The 11,089-nt window shown below is 71.5% G+C and carries 13 protein-coding genes; 4 read left to right on the top strand and 9 right to left on the bottom strand.

Annotated features, from left to right (window positions below; genetic code table 11):
* Positions 1–250: 250 nt before the first annotated feature.
* From ACWD01_RS32285 to ACWD01_RS32265, 5 genes are all read right to left on the bottom strand, one after another.
* Complete coding sequence (locus ACWD01_RS32285; protein WP_451166830.1) at positions 251–1,591, bottom strand: ABC transporter substrate-binding protein; 1,341 nt, start codon at positions 1,589–1,591, stop codon at positions 251–253.
* 62 nt (positions 1,592–1,653) lie between these two features.
* The gene (locus tag ACWD01_RS32280; RefSeq protein WP_451166828.1) at positions 1,654–2,763 is read right to left on the bottom strand and encodes a branched-chain amino acid ABC transporter permease; all 1,110 of its coding nucleotides are present in this window, start codon (positions 2,761–2,763) and stop codon (positions 1,654–1,656) included.
* A gap of 1 nt (position 2,764) precedes the next feature.
* Positions 2,765–3,643, bottom strand: coding sequence for a branched-chain amino acid ABC transporter permease (locus ACWD01_RS32275; RefSeq protein WP_356893147.1), 879 nt, complete (start codon positions 3,641–3,643; stop codon positions 2,765–2,767).
* Positions 3,644–3,657: 14 nt separating this feature from the next.
* Entirely contained in the window at positions 3,658–4,362 is a 705-nt protein-coding gene (locus ACWD01_RS32270; RefSeq protein ID WP_451166826.1) for an ABC transporter ATP-binding protein, read from the bottom strand.
* Between the two features lie 2 nt (positions 4,363–4,364).
* Positions 4,365–5,189 (bottom strand): ABC transporter ATP-binding protein, encoded by an 825-nt coding sequence (locus ACWD01_RS32265; RefSeq protein WP_451166824.1) that lies wholly within the window; start codon positions 5,187–5,189, stop codon positions 4,365–4,367.
* A gap of 174 nt (positions 5,190–5,363) precedes the next feature.
* Between ACWD01_RS32265 and ACWD01_RS32260 the strand changes: the two genes are divergently transcribed.
* Both ACWD01_RS32260 and ACWD01_RS32255 read left to right on the top strand, forming a co-directional pair.
* Positions 5,364–6,629, top strand: a complete 1,266-nt coding sequence (locus ACWD01_RS32260; protein ID WP_451166822.1) for a PucR family transcriptional regulator — start codon at positions 5,364–5,366, stop codon at positions 6,627–6,629.
* Between the two features lie 50 nt (positions 6,630–6,679).
* The gene (locus ACWD01_RS32255; protein ID WP_451166821.1) at positions 6,680–7,174 is read left to right on the top strand and encodes a GNAT family N-acetyltransferase; all 495 of its coding nucleotides are present in this window, start codon (positions 6,680–6,682) and stop codon (positions 7,172–7,174) included.
* Between the two features lie 12 nt (positions 7,175–7,186).
* Here ACWD01_RS32255 and ACWD01_RS32250 read toward each other — a convergent pair whose 3' ends face one another.
* From ACWD01_RS32250 to ACWD01_RS32235, 4 genes are all read right to left on the bottom strand, one after another.
* Entirely contained in the window at positions 7,187–7,720 is a 534-nt protein-coding gene (locus tag ACWD01_RS32250) for a GNAT family N-acetyltransferase (protein ID WP_451166819.1), read from the bottom strand.
* Between the two features lie 89 nt (positions 7,721–7,809).
* On the bottom strand, positions 7,810–8,901 hold the full coding sequence (locus ACWD01_RS32245) for a PP2C family protein-serine/threonine phosphatase (RefSeq protein WP_451166817.1): 1,092 nt from the start codon (positions 8,899–8,901) through the stop codon (positions 7,810–7,812).
* 167 nt (positions 8,902–9,068) lie between these two features.
* Entirely contained in the window at positions 9,069–9,272 is a 204-nt protein-coding gene (locus ACWD01_RS32240; protein ID WP_100105551.1) for a cold-shock protein, read from the bottom strand.
* Positions 9,273–9,523: 251 nt separating this feature from the next.
* A complete protein-coding gene (locus ACWD01_RS32235) occupies positions 9,524–9,925 on the bottom strand; it encodes a PucR family transcriptional regulator (RefSeq protein ID WP_451166814.1) in 402 nt (133 codons plus the stop codon).
* A 98-nt stretch (positions 9,926–10,023) separates the two neighbouring features.
* On the opposite strand from ACWD01_RS32235, the gene ACWD01_RS32230 reads away from it, so the two are divergent.
* Together ACWD01_RS32230 and ACWD01_RS32225 are read left to right on the top strand one after the other, a co-directional pair.
* Positions 10,024–10,164, top strand: a complete 141-nt coding sequence (locus ACWD01_RS32230) for a hypothetical protein (protein WP_451166812.1) — start codon at positions 10,024–10,026, stop codon at positions 10,162–10,164.
* A gap of 73 nt (positions 10,165–10,237) precedes the next feature.
* Positions 10,238–11,077, top strand: a complete 840-nt coding sequence (locus tag ACWD01_RS32225) for a hypothetical protein (protein WP_451166810.1) — start codon at positions 10,238–10,240, stop codon at positions 11,075–11,077.
* Positions 11,078–11,089: the final 12 nt, after the last annotated feature.

Genomic DNA, 11,089 nt, shown 5'->3' with positions numbered 1-11,089 from the left:
GCTGACCCGTGCGCCAGTGCGGGTCTAGAGCAGTCCAGAGAAGCGATTCCTCCCGGGCCTGAAGGCCCGGGGTTCCTCGCTAGATCACGCTGAACCGACGACGGCCGGGGCGCGGGCGAACGCGACGCCGGCCGCCGCCGGTCCCCCGTGGCCGGCGGCGGCCGGAGTCTGTCAGGTCAGGAACGGCCGGGACGACGCGGGCGAGGGCCCCATGATCGGCCCCGTCGCCGGCCTCCCGGCGGCCCTGAGGTCAGGACGCCGGCTTGACGTCCGGGATGCCGCTGGCCGGCGGGGCGTCCTTGGCCGCGGAGTCGTCCTCCTTGATCGGCGCGTCGCCGACGTCGGTGACCAGCACCGGGGTCAGCGGCTCGCCCTTGCCGCCCTTGAGCTTCACGACCTGCATACCGGAGATGCCGAGGTGGCTGTCCGCGGAGTAGCGGAACGGCGCCAGGCCGGGACCCTCCAGCTCGCCGCCGACCTTCTCGAGCGCCTTGACGACGCCCTCGCGGGTCGGGTTCTTCCCGGCCGCCTGCAGCGCCTGGACGAAGGTGTACGCCTGCGACATGCCGTAGACCCGGTAGTTGGTCAGTTCACCCTTGGCGCCGTGCTTGTCCCACACCTTCTGCCACAGCTTCACCCACTCGCTGTCGGTGGCGTCGGTGCCGGGGATGTACTCGGTGGTCAGCACGTTGTCGAGCAGGCTGTCGCTGCCCTTCACCGCGCCCTTGGAGAACCGCGCCAGCAGCGAGCCGACGAGGGCGGGGTCGGAGCCGACGTTGCTGTAGAACCAGGTCGGCTTGAAGTTGAGTTTCATCGACGTCAGTTGGCTCAGCGCCGTGTACGACGGCACGTTGAACCCGAGGACGATGTCGACCTTCGCGGCCTGCAGCGCGGCCAGTTGCGGGGCGACGTCGGTGTTGCCGGGGGTGTACTTGACCGTCTCCACGATCTGGTCGTCGAGGTACTTGTGCGCGCCGGCCGCGCCGTCACGGCCGAAGTCGTCGTCCTGGAGGAAGAGGCCGACGCGGGCGTCGGGCATGTTCTCCTTCACCCACTGACCGACGATCTTGCCCTCGATCATGTAGTCGGGCTGCCAGCCGAAGGTCCACGGGTGCTTCTTCGGGTCGTCGCCCCACGCCAGTGAGCCGCTGGAGACGAGCAGGTCGGGCACCTTCTCGGCGTTGAGGAAGTCGACCACCGCGCTGTGCGTCGGGGTGCCGAGGCCGGCGACCATGCCGAAGACCTCTTCCTTGAGGACGAGTTCGTTGGTGACGGTGCTCGTGTTGGTCGGGTTGTAGGCGTCGTCCTTGACGACGTACTCGATCTTGCGGCCGTTCACCCCGCCGTTGGCGTTGACGTAGTCGTAGTAGGCCTTGTGGCCGCTGGGGATCTCGCTGTAGCCGGGAGCCGCGACGCCGGTCAGCGGGAAGTGCGCGCCGATCTTGATGGTCTTCTCGGTGATGCCGACGTCGGGCGCGCTGTTCTTGTCGCCGCCCTCGTCGGGCCGCCCGCCCGCGCCGCACGCGGCGAGCAGGGCGGCCGCGGTGAGTACGCTGACGAGCGTTGTCGCGCGGTGGGCCGTTCTGTGCACGGTGGTGCCTCCTTCGTGGGTGCGCGGCCCGATTGGCCGCCGCGCCGGTGGGGTCGTTGCCGTCATGCGGCGCGCCGGCGCCGCCGCCAGGCGTTGCGGAGGGTGCCGGTGATGCCCGCGGGCGCCACGAGGACCACGATGATCATGGTGAGCCCGTAGACCAGCGGGGCGAGTTCGGCCGCTCGGACGTCGGTGAGTCCGGCGTCCACGCCCAGGTCGGTGACCAGGTGCGGCAGGAAGGTCAGCAGCGCGGAGCCGATCAGCGCGCCGGCCAGGCTGCCGAGGCCGCCGAGGACGACGGCGCTGAGCAGTGCCAGGGACAGGTTGAGGGAGAATCCGCTGGGTGCGGTGATCCTGACGACCATCGCCATGACGGCTCCGGCGAGCCCGGCGCAGGCGGTGCTGACCACGAAGGCCAGCACCCGGGCCCGGCCGAGGTGGATGCCGGCGATCTCGGCGGACACCTCGTCGTCGCGGACCGCCCGCCAGGTGCGGCCGACCCGGCTGCGCATCAGATTGGCGAGCAGGACGTAGGTGGCGATGAGGCAGATCCAGCCGATGTAGGCGACGTACTTCGTGGAGTTCAGCTCGCTGCCGGTGACGAAGTACGCCGCGTCGAGCACCCACACCGGGATGTCCGGGACGCGTACGCCCAGGCCCTGTTCGCCGCCGAGGCGTTCGAAGTAGAGCGCGGCGCCGGGCACCGCGATCGCGAGCGCCAGGGTGGCTCCCGCGATGTAGGGGCCGTGCAGCCGGGCGGCCGCGACACCGACGGCGGCTCCGACGACGAGCGCGACGAGGGTGGCCGCCGCCAGCACGCCCGGCAGCGGCAGCGCGGGCCCGGCTCCGTCGAGGAGCAGCGCCGTGGTGTACGCGCCAATGGCCATGAAGGCGCCGTGGCCCAGCGACAGTTGGCCGTTGAGCCCGGTGAGCACCGTCAGGCCGCCGGCGGCGATGCCGAGGTAGGCCATGGACGCGAGCTGCGAGTTGGCGAAGGAGCCGGTGGACTCCATGACGGCGGTGACCGCGGCGAGGCCGAGGACGGCGAGCGCCAGGTGCCGCAGCAGCACCGAGGAGTCCCAGCGGCGCCGGATCCCGGCGAGGGGTCCGCCGGGGCCGTCCTGCTTCGGTGCGGCGGTGGTGCCCTCGCTGGTGGGTGAGGTGGTCGTCATGTCAGACCCTCCGTTCCGCGAGGTGGGAGAAGAGGCCGCCGGGTTTCAGGAGCAGTACGGCCATGAGGATGGCGAGGGCGGCGAGCGGGACGAGTTCGGAGCCGACGTAGCCGCTGACGGCGCTCAGCGACAGGCCGAGCAGCATGCCGCCGATCACCGAGCCGACGGGGCTGTCGAGGCCGCCGAGGACGGCGGCGACGAATCCGTAGACGACGACGGAGTCCATGTACGCCGGGTGCACCAGGCTGCCGCCGGCGATCAGCAGCCCGGACAGTGAGCCGACCAGTGCGGCCAGCGCCCAGCCGAGGGTGAGCATCCTGCCGACCTTGACGCCGAGCAGCCGGGCGACCTCCTGGTTGAAGGCGGCGGCCCGCATCTTCAGGCCGACCTCGGTGTAGCGGAAGAGCAGGACGAGCAGGGCCATGACGATCACGACGGCGATGACGGTGAAGATGCCGAAGCCGGTCAGCGCGATGGTGGTCTCCCCCACGGTGAAGCCGCGGAGCCCGAAGGGGGCGGGGAAGGAGCGGTAGCGGGAGCCGAAGATCATGGCGGCGAGCGAGTGGAGGAGGATGAACAGGCCGAGGGTGAGGATCACCGCGTTGATGTGGGCCTTGCCCTCGACGGGGCGGATCACGACCCGCTCCACGACGGCGCCGAGGAGCAGTCCGCAGAGCAGTGCCGCGGCGAAGCCGAACCAGTACGAGTGGCCGGCGTCGATGATGACCAGGGCGACATAGGTGGTGATCATGGCCATCGGCGCCTGGGCGAAGTTCACGATCCGGGTCGACCGCCAGATCAGGCAGAGCGCCAGCGCGAACGCCGCGTAGACCGCGCCGAGGGTCAGACCGCTGAGCGCGGTGGTGAGGAGCTGCTGCACAAAGTCTCCCGTGGTCAGAATCCGAGGTAGGCGTGGCGGAGTTTCTCGTCCGCGGCCAGGGCCGGTGCGTCGTCCTGGACCACGACCTTGCCCAGGTTGAGGACGACGCCGACGTCGGCGATCGACAGGGCGCTGCGGGCGTTCTGCTCTACGAGGACGACGGTGAGTCCCTCGCTCGCCACGAGCGACCGGAGCAGGTCGAAGATCTGGGCGACGACCCGCGGTGCCAGGCCGAGCGACGGTTCGTCCAGCAGGAGGACCTTCGGGGCGGCCATCAGGGCACGGCCGATGACGAGCATCTGCCGCTCGCCGCCCGAGAGGACGTGCGCGGTGGCGTCGTACCGTTCGCCGAGCGCCGGGAAGAGACCGCAGATCCGCTCGATGTCGGCCGGCCGGGACCGGCCGGGGCGGTGCAGGCCGCCGAGCCGGAGGTTCTCCTCGACGGTGAGTTCGGTGATGACGCCGCGCCCCTCCGGGACATGCGACAGACCGAGCGGGGCCATGCTCTCGGCGGGCGTCCGGGTGATGTCCCGGCCGTCGAGGAGCACCTGTCCGCGGTCGGGCCTGACCAGGCCGGAGGCGGTGCGCAACAGGGTCGTCTTGCCCGCGCCGTTGGCGCCGAGCACGGCGGTGACCTTGCCCTGCGGGGCGGTGAACGACACCCCGTCGAGGGCGGGGACGGGGCCGTAGCTGGTGGTGAGGTCGCGTACTTCGAACATGGTCAGGTTCCCGTCCGCTCGTGATCCACCTCGTCGCCGAGGTAGGCGGCGACGACGGCGGGGTCGCGCCGTACCTCGTCCGGCCCGCCGCGGGCGATGACCCGCCCGAAGTCGAGGACCGTGATGTCGTCGCAGACGCTCATCACCAGGTCCATGTGGTGCTCCACGAGCATCACCGCCATCCGGTCGGTGAGTCCGCGGATCAGCTCACCGAGCTCCGCCATCTCGTCGTTGGACAGGCCGCTCGCCGGCTCGTCGAGCAGCAGCAGTTCCGGTTCGCCGACGAGGGCGCGGGCCAGGGCGACCCGTTTGCGGACCGGGTAGGGCAGGCTGCCGGGGTAGCGCTCCGCGTACTGCTCGACGCCGAGGTCGGCCAGGGCGGCCCGTGCCCGGCCGGCGAGCGCGGTGTCGTCCCTGGCGCTGCGGCGGGCGCCGAACAGAGCGGCGAAGAAGCCGGTTCCGGCGTGCCGGTCGGCGCCGACCATGACGTTGTCCAGCACGGTCATCCTGTCGAACAGGCCCAGGCCCTGGAGGGTGCGGCCGATGCCGAGGCCGGCCAGCTGGTGGGGGCGCAGTCCGGTCAGTTCGCGCCCCTTCCAGAGCAGCCTGCCGGTGTCCGGGCGGACGAAGCCGCAGGCGACGTTGAACAGCGTGGTCTTGCCGGCCCCGTTGGGGCCGATCACCCCCAGCACCTGTCGGGGCGCCACGTCGAGCGCCACCTCGGACAGCGCCTGGACTCCCCCGAACCGGACCGACACGTCGGTGATCGAGAGGACTGCTGCGGGTTCGCCGTTCCGGACCGCGGGTCCGGTCGCTGCTCCGCTCACTGGGGCTCCCTGTCTGGCCCTGGCCGGGCTCCTCGTCGGCTGTGACGAGCCCCTACGGTGGGCGCTGAGCACAGAAACCGACATGGGCGGAGCGCACAAAACTCCTGGTGCGCATCGCCCTGCACGTGTACGCGGGTCTGGTGCGGCTGTGCGCTGCGTGCGATCCTCCCCGGCATGGGCATGACCTCCACAGCGTCGGTGCCCCCCGACGACGAAGACCTGCAGCGCGACATCGAGCGTGCCTGGGCGTCACTGCTGCCGCGCGCCGACGCGATCGCCGACGACATCACGCTGACCCTGCTGGCCAAGGACTGGCTCGACGTCGCCGGTCCGGAGCTGCGGGCCGACATCCGCTCCAGCACCCGGGAGCACATCCACCGCGGCATCCGGACCATGGCCGGTCTCGCCCAGGACGGCGAGCGGGCCATCCACGTCTGGCGGGAGACCGGCCGGCGCCGGGCCCGGCAGGGTGTGCGGATGGAACATGTGCTCAACGCCTACAGCCTCGGCACCCGGGTCCTGTGGGAGGCGCTGCTCACCCAGCGGGGCCACCCCGACCACGACTTCGACGACCGGGTGCTGCTCATCGCCGGCCAGCGGATCTGGGCGGCCCTGGACGTGCAGAACGCCACGCTGGTGGAGTCCTACCGCCGGGAGTCCGCCCGGCTGCAGAGTCAGGACCTCCGGCGCCGGCAGCGGCTGCTCGACGGCCTCGTCGAGGGGCGGGGCGCCGACCCGGTCTTCGCGGCGGAGGCCCGGGAGGTGCTCGTCATCCGCACCGACGAGCCGGTGGCCTGCGTGGTCGCGCACTTCGACGGGATGCTCGACGGACCGATCCGCGGGGCGGAGGACCGGCTCGAGCGCCTGGGGCTGACGTCCTACTGGCACGTCCGCGGGGACATCTACTTCGGCCTGGTGGCCACCGGGGCCGCCGGTGTGGAGGGCGTGGTGCGCGCGCTGCGGCCTGCCGTCGCCGGCCGCGCCGGGGTGGCCGCGTCCCCGGACGGCCTGGCGGGCTTCGCCACCGCCTACCGGCTCGCCGCCGGAGCCGCCGACACGGTGTCGAGCGGCACGCCGGAGGTGGTGCCGGTGACCGACCGGCTGCCCGAAGTGCTGCTGCGGGCGAGCCCGGAGGCGACCGCCGTCCTGGTGGAGCAGACCGTCAGCCCGATCCTGGCGCAGCCGCCGCACCAGGCGGCCGTACTGCTGGAGACGCTGAGGGCGCTGATCGCCCACCACGGGTCCCCGACGCACGCCGCCGAGCAGTTGTTCTGCCACCGCAACACGGTGATCTACCGGATGCGGCAGATCGAGCAGCTCACCGGCCGGAGCCTGCACGACCCGCGGGACCGGCTGCTGCTCACCCTGGGCGAGATGGCGGCGCCGGCCCCGGTCGGCGCGGGATCGGGGGCTTCGTCGGGGGGACAGGCGACGGGCTGACGGGTAATCCGGGTGCGGGCCGGCCGTCCCGCCTGATACCGATCCTCACCATGGGCGATCTTGTGACAGCACGACTGGTACTTCATCCGATGACCGCGGCCGAGGCTGAGCGCGTGGTGGCGAGGGAGCCGGACGACGGTGTCCGATGGGCGCCGGGGTACCCGACCGACGGGGACGTGGCCGCCGCCGGGCGCTTCCTGGGAACGTGCGCGGAGACCGGCGATCCGCAGCCGTTCGGCAACTACGAGATCCGCGAGAGCGGCCGGGCGATCGGCGGCCTGGGCTTCCACGGACCGGCCGACGAGAACGGCACGGTCACGATCGGCTACGGCCTCGCCCCGTCGGCGCGAGGCAGGGGATACGCCTCCGAAGCCCTCCGCGGACTGCTGCTGTTCGCGCGGACGCGCGGCGTCACCCGTGTGAGGGGCGACGCCGACCACGACAACATCGCATCCCAGCGCGTCATGACGGCAGCCGGTATGCGGCCGGCCGGACAGGACGAGCGCGTCAGGCACTTCGAGACCGTGTGGACCGACGCGAACTGACCGGCCGCCGGGCTACGCCTGGAACTCGGTGAGGTCGATGCTGTGGACGCGCAGCGGGTAGCCGTGCACCGGATGGGTCGTCTCGAGCTCCGGCTCCATGCCGAGCTTGCGGATGACGTTCTCGGAGGCGTCGTCCCCCGGCCGGGTGATGCTGATGACGCGGTCGAGCCCGCGGTCCTGGAGCGCGAACTCCAGTGTCGCGTGGGCGGCTTCGGACGCGTATCCCTGGCCCCAGAAGTGCGGGCCGAACCGCCAGCCGATCGCCACGGCGGGCATCACCTCCGGCAGGTACTCGGGCACGGACAGCCCCGTGAAGCCGGCCAGTTCGCCGGAGGCGAGGAGTTCGACCGCGAAGAGGCCGAAGCCCTCCTCGTCCCACTCCTCCTCCCACTGCTCGATCTCCTCGGCCGTGCGCTCCAGGTCGTGCACGGAACCGTCGTCGACCCAGCGCATGACCTGAGGGTCCGCGTTGATGTCCGCCATGGGCACGAGGTCGTCGTCGTGCCAGCGGCGGAGCAGGAGGCGGGGGGTGCGGATGTCGGTCATGAGCCCCATCCTGCCGGACACCAGGAGACCACCGGTAATCGGTGCTCAGCCGCCGGGGCGGCAAGCTGTCGAGGGACCGGTCGCCGCGGTCAGTGGCGGACCACGAGGAGGGCCGCGGTGTCGTCCTCCAGGCCGTGGAAGCCGAAGTGCTGGAGGTCGCGCTTCAGGAGCGAGGTGATCTCGCCGGCGGGGCAGCCGGCCCACTGGCGGAAGCGTTCCTCCAACGGGTAGAAGTCCCCCTTCCGGTTACGTGTCTCGCTCACCCCGTCGGTGAACAGCAGCAGCCGGTCCCCGGGCTCGAAGGGGAGCTCCCGTACGTCGTGCTCCTGCTCAAGGAGCACCGGCAGGTTGACGGGCAGTGAGGGTGCGGGGAAGTCGATGCCGGTGACCGTGGTGCCGTGCTGGATCAGCGGTGGCGGGTGGCCGAGGCTGAGCAGCCGGACCACCGGGGCGTCGTCGGGGATCTCCGCCAGGACCACGGTGGCGAAGCGGTCGGCGCCCTCCGCGTCGGGGGCCCGCTGCCGGTACCGGCGCATACTGAGCTCCAGCCGGCGCGCGATCTCGGGCAGTCCGGGCTCCGAGTACGCGGCCTCACGGAAGGAGCTCAGCAGCAACGAGGCCGCCTCCACCGCGCCGAGCCCCTTGCCCTGCACGTCGCCCAGGATGAGGCGCACCCCGCCACCGACCGGCAGCGCCTTGCAGAAGTCCCCGCCCACATGGGCGCCGTGCGCCGACGCCTCGTACAGCAGATGCAGGTCCACCGGGCGGAGCCGGGAGGGCATGGGCCGCTGGACCGCCCGCTGGGTCACATCGGCCAGCGCGACGAGGTCCTTCCATTCGCGCTCCCGCCGGGTGCGGACCCGGCTCACCCACACCGCCGCGGCCACCACGAGCGTCAGTGCGAGGAAGCTGAGCCCCGTGTCGCCGGAGGTCAGAGCGTCGCCGCGGGTGCCCAACGCCGCGAACAGCGCCATGGAGAGCAGGCCGAACCCCAGGGTGCCGAGGACGCCCCAGGTGACCGCCGCGAGGGCGGGCACGGCGAACAGGAAGTTCTCGAAGTGCTCCGTGTCGGGGGTGATCAGGTCCAGAGCCACCGCCAGGACGAGCAGGACGCAGGGCAGCGCACGGCCGACGATCAGCGCGGCGTCGGCCGGGAGTCGGAAGTGCGTACGGTCGGGCATTCGTCCCATTAGGCACGACGTGCGCGACCGGATCCACCGCTGGAAACCGTGTCGCCGCACGCTTCACCCCGCTGCGCGCCCGGACGCCGCGAAGTGGCCGCCCGAACGGGGGACGGTACGGCGACGCCCGCCCCGGCGGGCCGGGGCGGGCGTCGGAGCTGTACGGGTCAGGCGGGTGTGATGTTCTCCGCCTGCGGGCCCTTCTGGCCCTGCACGACGTCGAAGTTCACCTTCTGGCCTTCCTGGAGCTCACGGAAGCCGGAGCTGGCGATGTTCGAGTAGTGGGCGAAGACGTCCGGGCCGCCGCCGTCCTGCTCGATGAAGCCGAAGCCCTTTTCCGAGTTGAACCACTTGACTGTTCCACTGGCCATTTTGTCCTCCAAGGGGACTGATGAATCGGTTCCCGCACGGTGCGGGACCCGGAGGTGATCGCCCTGGTCCTCAGAGGCTTTGAACAGCGAAACGCCCGTGAACTCGCGCTCACGGGCGACCGGTACTTCGGAACCATGACAGCTGGCACTGACGCTACACGGCCTGTCAGCTCTTCACCATGGAAAACCGCCGCGTGCCCTGATCAAGGCTCGATCGCGACGGCTGGAAAGCGCCGTCCGGATCCCTCCGGTCAGGGTGCGGCGGTCCCCCGCCACCCGTGTCCCGGGCCGGAGTCCGAGGTCGCGATCCGCAGCTGCAGCCAGCAGGAGAGCCGGTCGTCCGGTGCGTCGAGGTCGAGCCCGAAGATTTTTCGGGTACGCCGGAGGCGGTACTTGAGGGTGTTCGGGTGAACGCTGAGCCGCTGTGCCGCCTCGCCGACGTTCCCGACGGCGTCCAGCCAGGCCGCCACCGATTCGGCGTAGCGCGTGTGACGGGTGCGGTCGTGTTCGAGCATCGCCTGGACGCCGGGGTGCCGCAGCCGCGGCCGGCGGTCCAGGGCGTCCGAGAGGTGGGCCAGGAGCACCTGGGCATGGACGTCGGTCAGTGCGGCGACCTGGGGGCTCTGTGGGGCGCCGGTCTTCACCCGGAGCACGTCGTCGGCGTCCGACCGCAGCTCGGGCAGGTCGGCCAGGTCCGCCGTGAGCCGGCTGACGGCGACGCGCAGCGGCTGCGTACGGGGGGCGGCGGACGGTGGCCATCAACGGCTCGCTGCGGCACAGCGTCTCCAGCCCGTCCGGCGACTTCTACGACAAGTTCGGCGCCTACCGCACCAGCAGCGGCAGCGGGCCGGTCAGAGTCGACTGGAGCGGTATCCGGTTCTGGCGCAAGTAGGCCCCGCCAGAAGGACCGTCAAAAGGTCACCATCGCGTGATCGCGTCCCACCCCACCCCCCGCGAGGCAGGTAATGACCGCCAGAACTTGGATCCCGGCGTTTCTGATGCTCGTGGGGTCGCTGGCCGGGTGCTCCGGAGCTGCGCACCCGCAGCCCGGAGCACCCCCGCAGCAGGACGCCACCCCTCCCGCCGACGACCTCTCGGCCGTCCCGGTGACGCCGACCGACATCGGGCTGAAGTGGCGGGCGCGTGACAAGAAGGCCGCCGGCCGCGTCGTCGAGTTCGCCACGGAGCGGCAGGGCCCCTACACCGCGCTGGAGTTCCTGACTCCCCGGCAGACGAGCTACACCCACCCCGAGCTGATTCCGGACACGCCGTTCTTCTACCGGCTCCGCGCCTTCTACGGTCCGGTCTCGAAAGCGGTCGAAGTGACCCTGCCCGAAGGGTCGTTCGACGGGATGACGCAGCAGAGCGACCACGACTGGACGGCGCCGACGACGACTCCGGGGCAGCCGGCTGCCACCACCTCGGTCACAAGGGGCGGCGGGGAGGACGCCGCCGCGCCGGCGGACCTGAGCGCCGTCGTCATGCACGCCAACGGCATCCGGTTCCGCTGGACGGACCGGGCCACCGATGAAGAGGGGCAGCTGCTGGAGGTCAAGCCGGTGGCAGCCCGGAATTCCGGGTGGTCGCCGTCCTCGACCCGGACGTCAACTCGTTCGGCCTGGTCACCCTGCCCCACGAGAAGCGGGCCTCGTACCGCGTCCGCGCCTTCTTCTACGGGCCGCCGTCCGGCGTCGCCCACCAGCACACCGGTTCCGACCCCGCCGCCGGCACTGACGAGCCCGCGCCGTAACCGACCGTGGCTGTTCGCGCCGCGGATATCGGGGTCATCCGGAGCTTTCGGGTGACCCCGTCCCCCT

The organism is Streptomyces sp. NPDC002835, assembly GCF_053591995.1.
The sequence above is the reverse complement of the archived record's forward strand: the minus strand, read 5'-3'. Positions and strand labels throughout refer to the sequence as shown.